Source organism: Pseudomonas sp. TH31 (assembly GCF_016650815.1).
GTDB lineage: Bacteria > Pseudomonadota > Gammaproteobacteria > Pseudomonadales > Pseudomonadaceae > Aquipseudomonas.
Map to the genome: position 1 here is coordinate 1 of NZ_JAEKEZ010000022.1, position 17833 is coordinate 17833.

The following is a 17833-nucleotide window of genomic DNA, read 5'->3' on the forward strand; positions in this document are numbered from 1 at the left end:
GATAGCGGCACAAATTTGCACAGTTATTTTCGATTCAGAACACTAGAATAGGCCCACTTTTTTCGGAGCCAGAGCCTTTTATGCCAGAGCCGGTTGACGCCCCAGGGCTGTCAGATTTACCGCTGGACGACTTGGTGGCGTGTCACGAGTGCGACCTGCTGATGCGCAAGCCCGAACTCGCCCATGGCGAGAAAGCCCTCTGCCCGCGCTGCGGTTATGAACTCTACGCCCATCGGCACAATGTCGTTCAGCGCAGTCTCGCCTTGGTCATCGCTGCACTGTTGTTATATATACCAGCGAACTTTTTACCCATCATGCAGCTCAATCTACTCGGGCAATCGTCGCAAGACACCGTCTGGAGCGGCGTTGTCGGCCTGTTCGATACCGGCATGCAAGGCGTCGCGGTGGTTGTGTTTCTGTGCAGCATGGGGATCCCGCTGCTCAAGTTGCTCTGTCAGTTGGCGGTGCTCCTGAGCATCCGCTTTGACATCGGGCGCAGCTACGGTTTGCTGCTCTACCGCATTTACCACCACCTTCGGGATTGGGGGATGCTCGAGGTTTACCTCATGGGCGTGCTGGTCGCGATCGTCAAGCTGGCAGATATGGCAGCCATCACCGTAGGTCTTGGCCTGGCGTGCTTTATCAGTTTGTTGTTGGTCCAGGTCTGGCTGGAGGTTGTGATGTCGCCTCACCAGGTCTGGCAGGCTTTGTCAGGAGAAGATGCCCATGCGGGCGATTGATGCAGGCATTCTGATTTGTACCGAATGCCATGAGTTGAACAAGCAGGAAGCCGACACCGACGAGCAGGTCTGCACCCGTTGCGGCGCTTTGGTTCACGCCCGTCGTCCGAACAGCTTGATGCGTACCTGGGCATTGCTGATCACCGCCGCGATTCTCTACATCCCGGCCAACGTGCTGCCGATCATGACCGTCAGCTCACTGGGCAAGGGCGATCCCAGCACCATCATGTCTGGCGTGATCCAGTTGGTTCAGCACGGCATGATTCCAATCGCGGCCGTGGTTTTTATCGCCAGTATTGTGGTACCGACGTTCAAACTTGTCGGTATCGCATTGCTGCTGTTTTCGGTGCAGCGTCGCCAGCCACTGTCGGCACGCCAGCGGATTGTGATGTACCGCTTTATTGAGTTCATTGGCCGTTGGTCAATGCTGGATATCTTTGTGATCGCCATCCTGGTGGCGGTCGTGAATTTCGGACGGCTTGCCAGCGTCGAAGCCAATCTTGGCGCCATCGCCTTCGCCAGTGTGGTGATTCTGACGATGCTTGCCGCAGTTACTTTCGATCCCCGACTGATTTGGGATAACACGGAGTCGGACGACGACCATGACTGATTTGCCTACAGCGAAAACCCGACCGGCCTCGAACTGGTCAGCTATATGGGTGCTGCCACTGATCGCCCTGATCATTGGCGGCTGGCTCGGCTGGCGTGCCTACAACGAAACCGGTATCGAGGTTCAGGTACGTTTCGACAGTGGCGAAGGGATACAGGCCAATAAAACCGAAGTGGTCTACAAAGGCATGTCGGTCGGTAAGGTAAAGACCCTCAAGCTCGATGACGAGGGCAGCTCCAAAGGAGTGATCGCCACGATCGAGATGAACAAGGACGTGGAGCAATACCTCAAGACCAGTACGCGCTTCTGGCTGGTTAAACCGAGCGTGAGCCTGGCTGGTATCACCGGTCTCGAAACCCTGGTGTCGGGCAACTACGTAGCCATCAGCCCTGGTGAAGGCGAGCCGGCTCGCAAGTTCAAAGCCCTGGCTGAAGAGCCGCCGCTGTCGGACTCCAAACCCGGTTTGCACCTGACCATCAAGGCTGATCGTCTGGGCTCACTGAATCGCGGCAGCCCGGTGTTCTACAAGCAGATCAAGGTTGGCCAGGTCAAAAGCTATCTGCTGTCCGAAGACCAGAGCACGGTCGAGCTCAAAGTCTTCATCGAGCCTACCTACGCCAGCCTGGTGCGCAAACACACGCGTTTCTGGAACTCCAGCGGCATCAGCATCGACGCCAATCTGTCGGGTGTGAAAATTCGCAGCGAGTCCCTGGCCAGCATCGTCGCCGGCGGCATCGCGTTTGCCACTCCGGAAAACCGCAAGGATAGCCCGCCCACCGATCCAAGCCTGCCGTTCCGTCTGTATGAAGACTTCGATGCGGCGGCTGCCGGTATTCGGGTCAAGGTCAAACTCAGTGACTTTGAAGGCTTGCAGGCTGGCCGTACGCCCGTGATGTACAAAGGCATCCAGGTCGGCAATCTGAAAGCTCTGAAGATCGATCCGGACTTGTCGGGTGCCACCGCTGAATTGACCCTCGACCCGCTGGCTGAAGATTACCTCGTCACCGGGACTCAGTTCTGGGTGGTCAAGCCGTCGATCTCGCTGGCGGGTATCACCGGTCTTGAAGCCCTGGTCAAAGGCAACTACATCGCCGTGCGCCCGGGCGACAAGGGCAGTGCGCCGCAGCGCGAGTTCGTGGCCCGGGCCAAGGCTCCGCCACTGGACCTGCGCTCACCGGGCCTGCACATGGTGCTGTTCACCGATAATCTCGGCTCCCTGGAGGTCGGTAGCCCGATTCTCTACAAGCAGGTCAAGGTCGGTTCGGTCCAGAGCTATCAGTTTTCCAAGACCAAAAACAATTGATCATCGGCGTTCACATCGAGAAGGAATACGAGGGTCTGGTCAACGCCTCGACGCGGTTCTGGAATGCCAGCGGCATTACGCTCAGCGGCGGTTTGACCGGCGGAATCCAGGTCAAGAGTGAGTCGCTGCAAAGCCTGATGGCCGGCGGTATCGCTTTCGAAACCCCTGAAGCCAAGGCGCCGCTGCAAAAGAAAATCCCGCGTTTCCGTTTGTTTGCCAGCCATGACGAAGCAAACCAGAAAGGCGCCGTGGTCACCATCAAGGTCGATCGCGCCGATGGCTTGCGCAGCGGCACGCCGATTCGATTCAAAGGGCTGGATGTCGGCAAGATTGAAGACGTTGATCTCTCTGATGACTTGCAGTCGGTGATGCTGACCGCGCGGATTACCGACGTGCCGGAACGCATCGCGCGGGTGGGCAGTCAGTTCTGGGTGGTCAAGCCTGAGCTGGGGTTGATCAAGACGTCGAACCTCGAAACCCTGGTCACGGGTCAGTACATTGAAGTGCAGCCGGCTGCGAAAAACCTCGGCCCACAGAAAAACTTCGTGGCGCTGGCCAACCCGCCGGAGTCGGCCAAGGTGGAAGCCGGGTTGAGTCTGGTGTTGAGCGCGGCGCGACGTGGTTCGCTGAAAACCGGCGTACCGGTGACGTACCGTGAAATCACCGTCGGCAAGGTGACCGGTTATGAATTGGGCGAGACCGCGGATCGTGTGTTGGTGCACATCCTGATCGAGCCGAAGTACGCGCCATTGGTGCGCAGCGGAACACGCTTCTGGAACACCAGCGGTTTTGGCCTGGACTTCGGTTTATTCAAAGGCGCGACGGTGCGGACCGAGTCACTGGAGACGCTGATTCAGGGCGGTATCGCTTTTGCCACGCCGGACGGTGAGCGCATGGGCAATCCGGCCCGGCCAGAGCAGACGTTCCCGCTGTTCGACAAGTTTGAAGATGAATGGCTGACCTGGGCACCGAAGATCTCCCTCGGCAAGTAGTCTGCAATTGATTGGGCGTCTGTAATGACGCCTTCGCGAGCAAGCCCGCTCCCACTTTGGTTCTGTGTCGTTCACATATTTTGTGTACGACACAGAACCAAAGTGGGAGCGGGCTTGCTCGCGAAGAGGCCCTCAAAATCACTGTAAAACTCAAAAAGTAACACCCAATAAAAAGGCCGCGATCCATTGGAACGCGGCCTTTTTCGTATCTAGCGGTTTAAATCAGACCGCATCCAGCTCCGGCTCATCCGCTTCAACATTAACCTTCGCCTTCACTTCATCATGACGACGAATGTACTTCCAGTCCGCCTCATCAATGTAGATCCCGTTCGGCCCGCTACCGCCTTCCAGGTCAATCGCCACACTGGCGCAAACCTGCGGCTTCACACTCGCCAGGATCGGCACGAAGCCCAGTTGCAGGCTGGTTTCCAGCAGCGCTGCCTGGTTTTTCTCGTCGATGTCCGCCGCCTCGTCGAGGTAGTACGGCAGGCGCACGCGACCGGCCTGGTCGCGGTCCATCAAGTGCAGCAACAAATACATGTTGGTCAGCGCCTTGATGGTCATTGTGGTGCCGTTGGATGCCGCGCCGTCGATGTCGGTGTGGATCACAGGCGATCCGTTGACCTTGGTGATCTCGAACGCCAGCTCGAACAAGTCCTTGAGGCCGAGCTGGTTGTGGTTTGCCGCCACCAGCCGCGCCAGGTACTCCTTGGCTTCTTCGTTCTTGTTGTCCTGATCGGCACTTTGGCTCAGGTCGAACACGGAAAGGGTTTCGCCTTCTTCGTACTGACCGGCGCTGTGGATGATCTGGTCGATGTGCTTGAGCGCTTCCTTGTTCGGCGCGAGCACGATGCGGAAGCTCTGCAGGTTGGAGACCTGGCGTTTGTTGATCTCGCGGTTGAACAGCGCCAGTTGATGTTCGAGGCTGTCATAGTCGCTGCGAATGTTGCGCAGGGTCCGGGCGATGTCGGTGACCGCCGCACGACGTGCCTTGCCGAGGGTCAGCGCCTCGTCGGTGCGGTGCGCATACGCGTTGATCAGCAATTGCAGGCGGCGCTCCATATCGTCTTCACTGTCGAACTTGGCCACGCCCTTGAGGCGGACCTGCGCATACAGCGCTTCGATCTGACCATCGCTACGCTGCAAACCTTGCCAACTGTCCTGATAGTCGTTGAGCAACGGCAGCAAGTTGTCCATGGAGTCGTCGATAGGGTCCATAAACGGCGTGCCAAACGGCAGGTCTGCCGGCAACAGCTGACGACGGCGCAAGGCATCGTCGAGGGTGCGTTGCTTGGCTTCCATGTCGCCGATCTGCCGGCCGACCAGTTGCAGCTTGGCCGACAATTGCTGGACGCGTTCGGTGAAGGCGTCGCTGGAACGCTTCAACTCTTCCTGCGCGGCTTCCATCTGCGCCAATTGCTCAAGCTTGTCGTCTTCCTCGGCGCCCAGGGTTTGCGCGCGACGGAAATCTTCCAGGGCTTTCTGTGCGTCCAGCACTTGCTGGTACAGCGCTTCGGTCTGGGTCTTGCTCGCCGCACGGTCAGCGACCACGGCGGCCTGGGTTTTCAGTTGCTTGAGCTCTTTCTCCAGGCGCTCTTTCTGATCGCGCAAGGCTGCGCGGTCGGCCAGGGCTTGCAGGGCCGGCGGCTCGATATGCGAGATGTCGATGGATAGCCCCGGCACGTCGAAACGCTCGCCTTTGAAGCCGTCGAGGATCAGCTCCAGGGATTTGACCCACTGACCGTCCTGGTCCAGCGTAATCCCGTGTTCACCCAGCGGCAGGCTGAACAGTGCGCTGTTGAACAGGCGCATCAGGCGCTCGACGTCCTGCTGCGAGAACTCTTCCCGCAGGCGGGCGTAGCTATTGTTGTCGGCGTGATCGAGTTGCTGCTTCACCGACTTCAGGCGTTTTTCCAGATCCCGCAGACGCTCTTCCAGGTCTTCGGCGCTGAACTGCCGGGACTGGGCCAGCGCACCGGCCAATTCGTCGTGTGCATCCTTGGCCGCCAGCAGTTGCTGCTCCAGGACTTTGACGTCAGTCACCAACGCGAAGCGATGCTTGAGCACCGACAACTCGCCGAGCCAGCGCTGGATGCCGGTGATTTCCCGTTCCAGACGCATCAGCTCCTGAGTGCCGCCGCGCTGATCGTTTTGCAGGGCATCTTGCTCACTGCGGTAGTGCTCGGCCTGAATGGTCAGCTCTTCCTTGCGCGCACCGGCGTAGTCCGACCAGGTGCCGAGCAACGAATCGAGCAGCGGAGAGATGCGATGCAACTTGCCGCGCAGGATGTTGCGCTGGGCAACGCCTGAGGCCAACGCTTCAACCAGCGGGCCGGCGGTGACCAGCGAGTTGTAGTCCTGCTCCATGCGACGGACATCACGGAAGGCTTCTTCGCACGCGGCGATGTAATCGACACTGCCGGAACGCAGGCTGTGTTCGAAGGCATCGAGGAACAGCTGCTTGAGCTTGGCCGCGGTGATTTCGCGCATGTGCAGCAAGTTGATGAACAACGCGCGGAAGGTCTTCAGGCTCTGCTCACTGGTGGAACGCAGCGGAATCAGCGTCAGGTCCAGCGGAATCGAGGTGTGACCGCCAACCAGCAAGCGCCGCAGTTCATCCGGCTTGAGTTCGTAGGCCTTCAGGCCTTCGCGCTCAAGGTTGGTGAACAGTTCCTTTTGGCGCAGGCAGGTGTCGTTTTTCTGATAGTGAGCCAGATCCAGTTTGCCGGCGTAGGCAAAGAACTGGTGACCGAACCCGCCTCCCGGGCCGCGACCGACCACGCCGATCACATGCGGACCGTGAGGCAGCGAGACTTCGACCAGGATGTAGCTGGTGTCAGAGGCGAAGTAGAAACGCCGGGATTGTTCCAGGCTGTACTTGCCGAAACTCATGTCCGACATGCGCGCCAGGATCGGGAACTGCAAGGCGTTGATCGACGCGGATTTACCGAGGTTGTTCGCGCCGTAGACCGACAGCGGCTCTTCCAGCGGAAACAGCCCGAGGCTGTAGCCGGCGGTGTTCAAAAGGGCGAAGCGGCGAATGCCGTAGCGTTCCTTACTCATGCGTCGGTCTCCTGTTCTTCGGCAATGGCGCGGGCCATGGCGTCTTCTTCGCTTTCTTCAGCGAAGTCGCTGAGGTCCAGCGGGTCATCGGTTTCCAGCAGCTTTTCGTCGCTGTCGTCATCGATCAACACCGGCGCTGGCAGTGGCAGCACGCTGTGCAGGCTGGCCGCCAGATCGCGGTCCTGCTGGACTGACAAGCAAACGTCGAGGAAACGGTGCATCGGCGGCAGGAAACGGTAGATACCGTTTTCTTCGCCGGCGAAACCGAGTTGGGTCATGCGGCGCATGATTTTTTCTTCGAGTTCTTCGACGGTCTGCACTTCGGCCTGGATAAACAGGTCGCGGTACTTCTCCAGCAGCGATGGCAATTCATCGCGGCCGAGGCTGCCACCGTCGAGCACGGCGACCGGATCGCGGCCTTGATCGGCCAGGTGCTCGACGAGGATGAAGGTGAACAGCGCCAGGCGTTGCGCGGTCTTGTTCACCGCCGCAGCAGCAAGGTCCGGCACGAAGTAGTAGAAGCCACGGGTGTCGCAGACCAACTCAAAACCCAACGCCCGGAACAGCGTGCGGTACTGGTCCTGGAAGTTCGACAGTTGCGCGTACAGCTCCGGGTCGCGGCGGCTGACGTGGTAGCCCTTGAACAGCTCGCGAAAGATTGGCGCCAGCTGGGACAGTTCGGATAGATCAAGTTGCATAGGGAGTGCTCGCAGAATCCTCGGCGGCGGTGTCGCCGGCCGAGAGCAGGGCGAAGGAGCGCAGGCTGACCTGATGCTCGTGAGTGTGGTAATCGCGGCGTTCCAGACGCTCGCGTTTGAAGCGTTTTTCCCGTGACAGGCGCGAGAACCAATAAAGCAATTCGTCGGTGGCGCCGTCCGGTTCCTGTTCCAGCAGCCAGGTCATCAGGTCCGGCATTGGCAGGGCGTCTTCGCAGCGCTCGAGCATTTCCCGAACCGTGCGTGGAGCGCGCGGAGCTTCGCCTTTCCGGGTTTTGTGGGCCTTGGGAAAACGCGCCGGTTTCGGCTCGAAACGGGCCAGGGCGTAGACGTAGGCTTCGACCTGACTGGCGCTGCCGAGAAAGGTGCTTTGCGCACGTGTGAACATTGGCATCGCGGCTTGCGGCACCGCATCAATGCCTTTGCGACGGATGGCCGACAAGGCCAGCGCTGCGCCACGGGTTACGGCGTTGTGGCGGCGGGCTTCTTCACGCAGCGGCAACAGCAGTTCGCGGGCATGACGCAAGGTCAGTTGGGCGCTGGTCTGCATTTCGAGGATGCGCGCGTGGGTGCGCAGCAGCATGTCGTCATCGACCAGATGGCCGAGGCGCTGCTGTTCGGTGAGCATGCGCAACAGGACGTTTTCGACTTTGCGCACGCCTTGTTCGAAGGCGCCGTCGGCGTTCACCAACTGGATCATCGGTTCGACGTACTCGTCCCAGGTCGCCAGGACTTCGGCGTAGCGCTGACGCAGCGGGATCTGCCGGTCGCTGGTCTTGGCCCGCTCGGCGACGGCCACCAGGGCCTGTTCGTCGTTGGCGAGTTTTTTCAGTACGTCCCGTACGCGCATGTCGAGCAGGCGCAACTGGCGCGCCAGATCGTGGCCGTCGCGGATGTCGAACGCGTCCTGGATGTAACCGGCCAGGCGCTCGAGATGGCGCAGATAGGCTTCGATTTCCAGGCACAAGCCCAAACGGTGCTCACGGCGCAGGTAAGCGAGGAAGTCATGGATCTGCGCATTGAGCTCGAAACGGTTCGGGCTTTTTGCCACGGGCACCAGAATGTCGAGGCGGATCCACACGTCCAGCAGGCTGGTGATGTCCTGCGGTGTACTGTCCAGTTGCTGGGCGGCCAACTGTGAACGCAGTTCGTTGAGGCTCAAAGTGCCTTGGTCGAAGTGCTCGCACAGTGGCTCCAGAAGTGCCCAGTGTTCAGCGAGGGCGCGCAAGACGCGCTTGGGTTCGATCATCGGGATGGCCGGCTGGTTGACGATTAAAAGCGGCGATTGTACTGCATCGCGCCGATTGCGATTCACTCTCGGGACGGGCAGTCGCTGTTTCTATGGGTAAGAGTATCGATCAAGCGCGGGCGATCTTCGGCGAAGGGCGGTAGAATCAGCGCACTATCAGTTATCCACAAGTGGCCGACCTTTGCTTATCGAGTCTCGCCGCCGCGCTTATTTGACCGCCATGCAGGTGGTCAACTGGCTGCCGCGCACCGAATTGCCCTTTGCTGCGCCCTCGCGTCCCGAACTGCTGGAGGTGCATGAACCGTTGGTCATCGCCCCGGTAGCGCCGGCTCCAGTGGCTGAGGCGCCCGTGGAAGCGCTGGTCAAACCGGCCGAACGAGTGAAAATCGAGGTGCCGCGGCCATCGCTGGCCAGCACGCGCACCAACGCCAAGGTCGAAGAAGAGGCGGCGCCGGTCGCGGTCAAGGCGCCGGTCGTGCCGCCGCCGCGTTTCGCCCTGCAATTGTTGCGGGCCGGGCGCTGCCTGCTGCTGGTGGAGTTACCCACAGGCGAAACCTTCCAGACCCGAGATCCTGCCTACATGTTGCTCAAGGACATGCTGCGTGCCGCCGGTCTGCCGGACAGCCCGCAGATTGTCGGCGAGCCGGTGCGCTGGCCGTTGTTGTCTCGCGGCACGATGGATCAAGGCCCGGAAGCCGCTCGCGATTTCGTGCAAGGTTTCCTCTCGGCCCGGCTCGAAGATGCCCCGTGCGTCTGCCTGTGGCTGATTGGCCTGCCGGCGGTGCGGTTTGCCGGCGAGGCGAACGCCGAATCCTTCAACCGTGAACTCCAGGTCGAAGGCCTGGGCTCGGTCTGGGCCCTGCCGGGTCTGGAATTATTAATGGAAGAGCCACAGCGTAAGGCTGATGTCTGGCAAGCCATGCGTCGGCTGATGGCGCGCTGGAAAGAATCAAATGAGTGACGCTGTATCGTTCCGCCCGATGACCGAGGCGGACATGGACGCTGTACTGAAAATCGAATACGCGGCCTATAGCCACCCGTGGACCCGCGGGATTTTTCTCGATGGCCTGGGCAAGTACCAGATCTGGCTGATGTTCGAAGGTTCGCAGCAGGTCGGGCATGGCGTGGTGCAGATCATTCTTGATGAGGCGCACCTGCTGAACATTACCGTCAAACCGGAGAATCAGGGCCGTGGCCTGGGTTTGACGTTGCTCGAGCATTTGATGTCCCGGGCCTATGGCGCCAAGGCACGCGAGTGTTTCCTGGAAGTGCGCGACAGCAACCGTGGGGCGTTTCGGTTGTATGAGCGGTATGGGTTTAACGAGATTGGCCGGCGGCGGGATTACTACCCTGCGGTGGGCGGGCGTGAAGATGCCGTCGTCATGGCCTGCACTTTGGTCGACTGAACACCAATCCTCTGTAGGCGCTGCCGAAGGCTGCGATCTTTTGATCTTGTTTTTTGATTTTAAAGATCAAGATCAAAAGATCGCAGCCTTCGGCAGCTACTACAGGGGACTTCGGTCAGTCAGGTCGATCAACGATTCCCGTCAACCGGATCGCGCTGCGCCAACTCCGCCTCATCCAGCCCATTGCCGCCGCCAATGTCGTCTTCATCGACAATGCTCAAATCCCAATCGGCCTGATTGCCTTCGCCTGCCTCGTGGGCATCCCGTGCGCCATCTTCAAGGATCAGGGTTTCCGGGCTCATGTCATCGTCGGTAGACTCATGGTCATCGGTCGAGGCGCCGGTCATGCCGGCTTCACGGACACGTTCGCGCGGCATCAGCCGTTCGCGTTCGTTTTCCGGCAGCTCGTCACCGATTTTTGCGCTGGGTTCTTCCTCGTCGAAATCCAGCTCATGCATCGAGCCCATGCGGTCTTCGTTGTCGTCGATGGGCTCGGGTTGCACCGCATCGTACGGACGTCGTGATTCAGTCATGGCAATTCCTCATACTGTGGGCCTTACTAAGGTGGACCCACTGGGCTGCCGAGAATTCCCCCGGCATGGAACGCGGGGCTAGCGGTTATAAACATCAGGACATCAGGGGTATCTGCATCGCGCGCGTGACCCCGATGGGCGGTCGTCTGTCAAAGCTGCGCATCATTCTTGAGGCTTCATTGCATGAACGAATTACAAGATCTGATTGATAACAACGAGCGCTGGGCTGACGCGATCACCAAAGAAGATCCTGATTTCTTCGCCAAGCTGGCGCGCCAACAAACCCCGGAATACCTGTGGATCGGTTGCTCCGACGCCCGGGTTCCGGCGAACGAGATCGTTGGCATGCTGCCCGGCGACCTGTTCGTACACCGTAACGTCGCCAATGTGGTGCTGCACACCGACCTCAATTGCCTGTCGGTGATCCAGTACGCGGTGGACGTGCTTAAGGTCAAACACATTCTGGTCACCGGTCACTATGGCTGCGGCGGCGTGCGTGCGTCCATGCAGGATCGTCAATTGGGCCTGATCGATGGCTGGTTGCGCTCGATTCGCGATCTTTATTATGAAAAACGCGAAGAACTGGCCAGGTTGCCGACCGAAGAAGAGCGGGTCGACCGCCTCTGCGAGCTCAACGTGGTCCAGCAAGTGGCCAACGTCGGTCATACCAGCATTGTGCAAAACGCCTGGCATCGCGGGCAGAGTCTGTCGATCCACGGTTGCATCTACGGCATCAAGGATGGTCGCTGGAAAAGCCTGAACGCCACGATCAGTGGCTTCGAACAACTGCCGCCACAGTATCGCTTGCGTCCGGTCGGGGCGCTGTAACACCTTTGGGCACAGACTTCGCCGATTGCCAGTGCAGTAAGAACAACTGGCCGTCGGCGTTGGGTGGCTCATCGTAGCCGCTACAGTCAGAACTGACAGGCGATTAGTGCGCTTTTGCGCGTCAGCCATGGCTCACGCGCAAAAGGCTTTTATCGTTTCAAAGGTGCGGTGCGGGGACTGCCGCTGCGGGTGCCGGGGCTTGCAGCTGTTGGAGCTGGGACTTGACCGGTGGCGTGGCGCATTTGGCCGCCGCGTCTGCCGGCGTCAGGTTGCGGATCGAGGTGTAGAACAGCTCGCAGGTTTTTTCTTTCTGGGTGACTTGCCAGGTCTGGGTGCAGCTTGTGAGCAGGGCACTCGGATCGCTGCCTGGTTTGCTGCCCATCCCGGCCTGCCAGCAGGCAGCGCTCAAATCCTGGCCCATGACTGTCAGGCCCGCGGCATCCGCCTTGGCCTGGGCATCGGCACCGGTGTAGCTGGCCGGGTCGGCGGCGTACCAGATGTAACTTGGATGGTTGGAACCCAGGACCGGCACTTTTACGCCATCGCTAGGGCTGATGGTTGCCAGGCCCAATACATTTACGGTCACCCCGTATTGCTGTTTGATCCAGTTACGCACCGGCGCACCGAAGGCGACCATTGGCAATGTTGCGCCTTTGGCGTTCTGGCTGACTTCCTTGACCATGGTGGTCTGGTAGTCCTTGAAGTAGTCGTAAACGCCTTCCAGATCCTTGCCTGCGTTGGACGGCGCGGCAATTGGCGCGATATCGATGATGGTCTGATAGGCCGGTGTCTGGGCGGCTGGAATACCGTTGTCGACCAGCAGTGTGGCCCAGCGATCGGTCGTGGCCGATTCCAGGTAATCCTGGGCCTGGGTCAACGAGTAATCCGGCGGGAAGTGCAGCAGCTCGACACTTTTGCGGTTTTCCAGCGCCATGCCCAATGGCAGGAACAGATACCAGCTGTAAGCCCATTTGCCATCGGCGTTGAGTTTGCTGGCGCCGTTGTAGGCCAGGTCCCCGGCATCGAGCAGCGCTGCCAAGGGTTTTTCATAGCCCTTGGGTACGCCGCTGATTTCGGCGTAGAGCTGATGGTTATCGGTTTTCACCTGGACTTTGGCAGCGGTGTAACCATCGCGCTGCACACTTTGGGTCAGGTAATGCTCGACGGTCTGCTCCAGCGTCCAGTTGCGAAAGCAGATCACGTTGCAGTTGTTGGGGTAGGCGAAGAGTCGGGTGACGCGCTCGGTGCTGCCCAGCTTGAGATCGACATCGGCGTGGGCGGCGGCACTCAGGGTGAGGGCGGCGAGGGTAAGTCCTGCGAGTTTGAACATGCTCAGATCCTTTTCAGCGTGGGCCCCTGTAGGCGGGGCGGCTACATACTGAAACCAGATGTGACGGACCGTCCAGTGTCCCGCCAAAAAAAGATCGCAGCCTGCGGCAGCTCCTACATTGTCGGGTGTACACCCCGTAGGAGTTGCCGAAGGCTGCGATCTTTCGATCTATCCAACAATCACACCGGAAAGTGCAGCGCGTTGGTCAAATCGCCCATTGGCTTCTGGCCCCGAGCAATCATTGCGTCATCACGCATTTTGATCCCGTCGAGGGTTTCCAGTCCAAAGGTACGCGTGATCAGCCGCAGGATCGAAGCGGTGTCATAGGCCGTGTGATCCACCGTGCCCTTGCGCGAAAACGGTGAAATCACCAGTGCCGGAATCCGCGTTCCCGGGCCCCAGCGATCGCCTTTTGGCGGGGCAACGTGGTCCCACCAGCCGCCGTTCTCGTCGACGGTGATCACCACCACCATGTTTTTCCACTGCGGACTTTGTTGCAGCACTTTCAGTGCGCGGACGATATGCCGGTCGCCCGACGCGATGTCGGCGTAACCGGCGTGCATGTTCAGGTTGCCCTGGGGCTTGTAGAACGTCACCGCTGGCAGCTTGCCGGCTTCGGCGTCCGCCAGGAACTTGTTGGTGCTCGACTCATCGCCCAGCCCTCCATCGCGCAGACGCTTGGCGCGCTCGGCCGGGTTTTCCGGACCTTGGCGCTTGAAGTAGTTGAACGGCTGATGGTGGTACTGGAAATTCGGGATTTTCGGAATGGCCCCCGAATCCTTGTACTCATCAATCGTGGCTTGCCATGCGCCGCCGTACCAGGCCCAGTCGACGTTCTTTTTCGAGAGCTTGTCGCCGATGTGGTCGTGGGTTTGTGGCACCAGCACGCTGGGCAACGGCTTGGCGTAGTCCGGACGCTCGGGGTCGCGGATCCAGGTCGGCCAATAGGGCGGCGCCATGGTGTTGACCGCGTAGCCATCAGGCGTCAACAGGCTCGGACCGAACTGCGGCGGGCCGGTCATGGCGCTGGCGGGCGAGGCGTCCAGCGGCTTGAGGCGGTTGTCGGTCGGGTCATCGCTTTGCAGGGTGGCGATCTGCGGCTTGGCGATCGAATTGGCCGCATCCGGGTAGAACGGCACCTGGGCGCTGATCAGGTATTGATGGTTCAGGTACGAGCCACCGAAAGCCCCCTGGAAGAAGTTGTCGCAGAGCACGAACTCCCTGGCCACATCCCACAAACGCAATGAATAACGAGTCTGGGCGTAATGGCCCATCGTCAGGCCACCGGAGTCGGCCCACGCGACAAAGCGGTCATTCTTGCCGCCGTTGATTTGCATCTGGTTCTGATAGAACACGTGCCACAGGTCGCGGGTCACCAGGCTCAGCGGCAAGTCTTCACCTTGCGGGCCTTTGAGGGCGTACGGCGCGTTCGGCAGGTGTTCCTGAAATTGCGTACCGGCGGGGTAAATCACGCCATCGAGGGTTTGCGGGCCGACCTGATTCAGGCCTCCCCACACCGGCGGCAGGGTCGACAGCACGCTGCCGTCGCGATCCTGTTGCGCGCCGTCTTGCGGCTTGAGCGCCGACAGCGGTTTTTCGACACCCGGGAAGTCGGCAAACAAGTTGTTGAAGCTGCGGTTTTCGCCGTAGATCACCACAACGGTTTTGACGTTTTCTTGCAGGGCTTTATCCAGCTCGACAGGCGTCAGCGGGCGTTCAACCGGTTTGCTGGCCTCGTCCCCTTGGTTGCCGCAAGCACTCAGCGTGGCACCGACACCCAGTACGGCAACACCGCCAAGGAAGCGGCGGCGACTGGTATCGGTGGGTTGATCGGCTTCGGGGGAGGGGAGGTCGTTTCCGTCTTTGTCATCGTTCATTCCAATTCCTTTTTCGCGAAATTGTTGCAATGTATTTCGGCGGGACGCTAGCAGCGAGATGTGACGGGGAGGTTACACGATGAGGACAACGAGGATCGAGACGCGGCACTTTGTTGGAAAGTGCCTCGGGCTAATGTGGAGCGGGCTTACTCGCGAAGACGGAGTGTCAGCTGACTCTGATGTCGACTGACATACCGTCTTCGCGAGCAAGCCCGCTCCCACAGTTGATATGTAACGTTTTGACGATTGGGATTAAGGCATCACCGGCGCTGTATAAACCAGCGTCGTCCCCAATGCCCACAGCAGAAACAACACCAGCGGCGTGTGCACCAGCAACTGCACGAACGAAAACCCGATCAAGTCCCGCGCCTTTAACCCCAGCACGCCCAGAAGCGGCAGCATGTAGAACGGGTTAATCAGGTTCGGCAGGGCTTCGGCGGCGTTGTAGATCTGCACGGCCCAGCCCAGGTGGTAGTTGAGGTCGGTGGCCACTTGCATGACGTAGGGGGCTTCGATGATCCACTTGCCGCCGCCCGACGGGATGAAGAACCCCAGAATCGCCGAGTACACACCCATCAACAACGCGTAGGTGTCGTGGGAGGCGATCTGTACGAAAAAGGTCGAGATGTGATGGGCCAGGGTCTGGGCGTCAGTGCCTTTGACGGTGGTCATCAGCGCGGCAATCGAGCCATACAGCGGGAACTGGATCAGCACACCAGTGGTGGTCGGCACCGCGCGGGCCACGGCATCGAGGAAGCTGCGTGGACGCCAGTGCAGCAGGGCGCCGAGCATCAGGAACAGGAAGTTGTAAGTGTTCAACCCGGAGATCGCGCTGATCGCCGGTTTGGTCGAGAACTCATGAAACAGCCAACCGCCGGCCAACAACACCAGCACAATCGTCAGCAATGGGCTGTGTTCCAGCCATTCCCTGGACGAGTACGCGGTTGCAGCGGCGGCAGGTTGAAACTCGGGTCGATGCCGCACGCCTTGGCGTCACGCGCGGTATTCGGACCGGGCGCGGTGGCGTAGGCAATGATCAGCGAGACCACGATCAATGCGAGCAACAGCACGCCGGACTGCCAGAGAAAAATCGTTTGGGTAAACGGAATGACGCCGGTGATCGACAGAATCGACGGTGGCAGGCTGGCCGGGTTGGCCTGCAATTGCGCGGCGGACGATGACAGCCCGAGCGCCCAAACGGCGCCAAGGCCCAGATAAGCTGCGGCGCCAGCGGCGCGGTAATCCATTTTCAGATCGGTGCGGCGGGCGAGGGCGCGCACCAGCAAACCGCCGAACACCAGCGACAGTCCCCAGTTAAGCAACGAGGCGACCATCGAAATCAACGCGACCCAGGCCACGGCGGAGCGGCCGTTTTTCGGAATCCGCGCCAGGCGATCAATCAGCTTCACGGCCGGCGGTGAACTGGCCACCACATAACCGCCGATCACCACGAAAGCCATCTGCATGGTGAATGGGATCAGACTCCAGAACCCGTCACCGAACGCCATGGCGGCGTCGGTGGGTTTGGCGCCCATGGCCATAGTCGCCACGGCGACGATGATCACTGCAAGGGCTGCGAATACCCAGGAATCGGGGAACCAGCGCTCGGCAAAACTTGAGCAGCGCAGGGCAAAACGGGCATAGCGGCTATCGTCGATTTCAGCGGCCACGGGTGTACCTCGGATTTTTATGATTATTGTGGTGTTCCGGGCCGCAAAGGCCCGTCTGGTCAGGTGCCAACAGTAAATCAATCGACCTGTTTTTGTGACGTTGTTTTACGAGATTGGGACTATGGTCTAACGGGTTGTCCGCCGACGCATTTGCGTAGACCATGGGCGCCTTGGTTTTTGCCTGTGCCAGAGTTCTTTTCATGACTGCCAATACCCAAACGCGCCCGGCGCCGTTCACCCGTTCGGACTACAAGACCCTGGGCCTTGCGGCGCTCGGCGGGGCGCTGGAAATCTACGATTTCATCATTTTCGTGTTTTTCGCCCTGACCCTCAGCCAGTTGTTCTTTCCACCGGAAATGCCCGAGTGGTTGCGCTTGCTGCAAAGTTTCGGGATTTTTGTCACCGGTTACCTGGCGCGGCCGCTGGGCGGGATTCTGATGGCGCACTTCGCCGACAGGCTGGGGCGCAAGAAAGTCTTCAGCCTGAGCATCCTGATGATGGCGCTGCCGTGCCTGCTGATCGGCATCATGCCGACCTACGCGCAGATCGGGTATTTTGCGCCGCTGCTGCTGTTGGCATTGCGCATTCTCCAGGGCGCGGCGGTGGGCGGTGAAGTGCCGAGCGCCTGGGTGTTTGTCGCCGAGCATGCACCGGCCGGCCATCGTGGGTATGCGCTGGGTTTCCTGCAGGCCGGCTTGACGTTTGGCTACCTGATCGGCGCGTTGACCGCGACCTTTCTGGCCCAGGCATTCACTCCGGCAGAAATCCTTGATTACGCCTGGCGCTACCCGTTCCTGCTGGGTGGCGTGTTTGGGGTGATCGGTGTCTGGCTGCGCCGTTGGCTCAGTGAAACCCCGGTGTTCATGGCCATGCAGGCCCAGCGTGACGCGACGGTCGAACTGCCGCTGCGCACGGTCCTGCGCGAGCATCGCCTGGCCATGTGGCCGGCGATGATCCTCACCTGCGTGCTGACCTCCGCTGTGGTGGTGTTTGTGGTCATCACCCCGACCATGATGCAGAAAACCTTCGGCATGACCGCCAGCCACACCTTCGCCCTGAGCGCCTTGGGCATCGTGTTCCTGAACATCGGTTGCGTGCTTGCGGGCTTGCTGGTTGACCGTATCGGTGCCTGGCGCACGGTCATGCTTTACAGCCTGCTGCTACCGCTGGGCATCGGCGTGCTCTACACCTGCCTGATCATTGGTGGTGACTGGATCGGTCTGGCCTACGCGATTGCCGGCCTCAGTTGTGGGGTGGTCGGCGCGGTGCCGTCGGTGATGGTCAGCCTGTTCCCAGCGAGTATTCGCGTCTCGGGGATTTCCTTTACGTACAACATTGCCTACGCCGCCTGGGCGAGTATCACTCCGCTGCTGTTGATCGGCCTGATGCCTTGGAGTCCGTGGGTCTGCGTGATTTTCTGCGCAGTGATGGGAGCGGTGGGCGTGGGTAGCGCGGCGTATTTCGGCGCGCGCATGCCCAACGTCGGGAGCCGTCGCGTGGCGCCCTGCCTGTAACT

General features: G+C 60.1%; 12 protein-coding genes and 2 pseudogenes. 7 read left to right on the plus strand and 7 right to left on the minus strand.

Features of this window, described 5'->3' with window-relative positions:
* Window positions 1-80: 80 nt before the first annotated feature.
* The 3 genes and pseudogenes from JFV26_RS14580 (at window position 81) to JFV26_RS14590 (ending at window position 3645) form a co-directional block, all read left to right on the plus strand.
* Entirely contained in the window at window positions 81-740 is a 660-nt protein-coding gene (locus tag JFV26_RS14580; protein ID WP_201193410.1) for a paraquat-inducible protein A, read from the plus strand.
* Window positions 727-1350, plus strand: a complete 624-nt coding sequence (locus JFV26_RS14585) for a paraquat-inducible protein A (protein WP_201193412.1) — start codon at window positions 727-729, stop codon at window positions 1348-1350. Before JFV26_RS14580 ends, JFV26_RS14585 begins: the two co-directional genes overlap by 14 nt.
* Window positions 1343-3645 (plus strand): annotated as a pseudogene (locus tag JFV26_RS14590) (PqiB family protein). Before JFV26_RS14585 ends, JFV26_RS14590 begins: the two are co-directional and overlap by 8 nt.
* A gap of 222 nt (window positions 3646-3867) precedes the next feature.
* Here the strand turns inward: JFV26_RS14590 and mksF are convergent.
* The 3 genes from mksF to mksB are packed head-to-tail and all read right to left on the minus strand — an operon-like array spanning window position 3868 to window position 8673.
* Complete coding sequence (mksF, locus tag JFV26_RS14595; protein WP_201193414.1) at window positions 3868-6708, minus strand: Mks condensin complex protein MksF; 2841 nt, start codon at window positions 6706-6708, stop codon at window positions 3868-3870.
* The gene (gene mksE, locus JFV26_RS14600) at window positions 6705-7406 is read right to left on the minus strand and encodes an Mks condensin complex protein MksE (RefSeq protein ID WP_201193416.1); all 702 of its coding nucleotides are present in this window, start codon (window positions 7404-7406) and stop codon (window positions 6705-6707) included. Before mksE ends, mksF begins: the two co-directional genes overlap by 4 nt.
* Window positions 7396-8673, minus strand: coding sequence for an Mks condensin complex protein MksB (gene mksB / locus JFV26_RS14605; RefSeq protein ID WP_201193418.1), 1278 nt, complete (start codon window positions 8671-8673; stop codon window positions 7396-7398). Before mksB ends, mksE begins: the two co-directional genes overlap by 11 nt.
* A gap of 220 nt (window positions 8674-8893) precedes the next feature.
* Here mksB and JFV26_RS14610 point away from each other — a divergent pair, with 220 nt between their 5' ends.
* Both JFV26_RS14610 and rimI read left to right on the plus strand, forming a co-directional pair.
* Window positions 8894-9634: an energy transducer TonB gene (locus tag JFV26_RS14610; protein ID WP_201193837.1), complete on the plus strand. Its 741-nt coding sequence runs from the start codon at window positions 8894-8896 to the stop codon at window positions 9632-9634.
* The gene (rimI, locus tag JFV26_RS14615) at window positions 9627-10079 is read left to right on the plus strand and encodes a ribosomal protein S18-alanine N-acetyltransferase (protein ID WP_201193420.1); all 453 of its coding nucleotides are present in this window, start codon (window positions 9627-9629) and stop codon (window positions 10077-10079) included. The genes JFV26_RS14610 and rimI overlap by 8 nt, the downstream gene beginning before the upstream one ends.
* Before the next feature lie 128 nt (window positions 10080-10207).
* Here rimI and JFV26_RS14620 read toward each other — a convergent pair whose 3' ends face one another.
* On the minus strand, window positions 10208-10612 hold the full coding sequence (locus JFV26_RS14620) for a serine kinase/phosphatase (protein WP_201193422.1): 405 nt from the start codon (window positions 10610-10612) through the stop codon (window positions 10208-10210).
* A 183-nt stretch (window positions 10613-10795) separates the two neighbouring features.
* Between JFV26_RS14620 and can the strand changes: the two genes are divergently transcribed.
* A complete protein-coding gene (can, locus tag JFV26_RS14625) occupies window positions 10796-11440 on the plus strand; it encodes a carbonate dehydratase (protein WP_201193424.1) in 645 nt (214 codons plus the stop codon).
* Between the two features lie 157 nt (window positions 11441-11597).
* Here can and JFV26_RS14630 read toward each other — a convergent pair whose 3' ends face one another.
* The 3 genes and pseudogenes from JFV26_RS14630 to JFV26_RS14640 all read right to left on the minus strand — a co-directional run bounded on the left by JFV26_RS14630 (window position 11598) and on the right by JFV26_RS14640 (window position 16317).
* The gene (locus JFV26_RS14630) at window positions 11598-12770 is read right to left on the minus strand and encodes a hypothetical protein (RefSeq protein WP_201193426.1); all 1173 of its coding nucleotides are present in this window, start codon (window positions 12768-12770) and stop codon (window positions 11598-11600) included.
* Between the two features lie 179 nt (window positions 12771-12949).
* Complete coding sequence (locus JFV26_RS14635) at window positions 12950-14647, minus strand: acid phosphatase (protein WP_201193429.1); 1698 nt, start codon at window positions 14645-14647, stop codon at window positions 12950-12952.
* A 252-nt stretch (window positions 14648-14899) separates the two neighbouring features.
* A pseudogene (locus JFV26_RS14640) lies at window positions 14900-16317 on the minus strand (short-chain fatty acid transporter).
* A 200-nt stretch (window positions 16318-16517) separates the two neighbouring features.
* Between JFV26_RS14640 and JFV26_RS14645 the strand changes: the two are divergent.
* A complete protein-coding gene (locus JFV26_RS14645) occupies window positions 16518-17831 on the plus strand; it encodes an MFS transporter (RefSeq protein WP_201193431.1) in 1314 nt (437 codons plus the stop codon).
* Window positions 17832-17833: the final 2 nt, after the last annotated feature.

Bases quoted from the DNA above. Each gene is read 5' to 3' on its own strand.
- JFV26_RS14580 (WP_201193410.1), top strand. From the start codon at position 81: ATGCCAGAGCCGGTTGACGCCCCAGGGCTGTCAGATTTACCGCTGGAC.
- JFV26_RS14585 (WP_201193412.1), top strand. From the start codon at position 727: ATGCGGGCGATTGATGCAGGCATTCTGATTTGTACCGAATGCCATGAG.
- mksF (WP_201193414.1), bottom strand. From the start codon at position 6,708: ATGAGTAAGGAACGCTACGGCATTCGCCGCTTCGCCCTTTTGAACACC.
- mksE (WP_201193416.1), bottom strand. From the start codon at position 7,406: ATGCAACTTGATCTATCCGAACTGTCCCAGCTGGCGCCAATCTTTCGC.
- mksB (WP_201193418.1), bottom strand. From the start codon at position 8,673: ATGATCGAACCCAAGCGCGTCTTGCGCGCCCTCGCTGAACACTGGGCA.
- JFV26_RS14610 (WP_201193837.1), top strand. From the start codon at position 8,894: ATGCAGGTGGTCAACTGGCTGCCGCGCACCGAATTGCCCTTTGCTGCG.
- rimI (WP_201193420.1), top strand. From the start codon at position 9,627: ATGAGTGACGCTGTATCGTTCCGCCCGATGACCGAGGCGGACATGGAC.
- JFV26_RS14620 (WP_201193422.1), bottom strand. From the start codon at position 10,612: ATGACTGAATCACGACGTCCGTACGATGCGGTGCAACCCGAGCCCATC.
- can (WP_201193424.1), top strand. From the start codon at position 10,796: ATGAACGAATTACAAGATCTGATTGATAACAACGAGCGCTGGGCTGAC.
- JFV26_RS14630 (WP_201193426.1), bottom strand. From the start codon at position 12,770: ATGTTCAAACTCGCAGGACTTACCCTCGCCGCCCTCACCCTGAGTGCC.
- JFV26_RS14635 (WP_201193429.1), bottom strand. From the start codon at position 14,647: ATGAACGATGACAAAGACGGAAACGACCTCCCCTCCCCCGAAGCCGAT.
- JFV26_RS14645 (WP_201193431.1), top strand. From the start codon at position 16,518: ATGACTGCCAATACCCAAACGCGCCCGGCGCCGTTCACCCGTTCGGAC.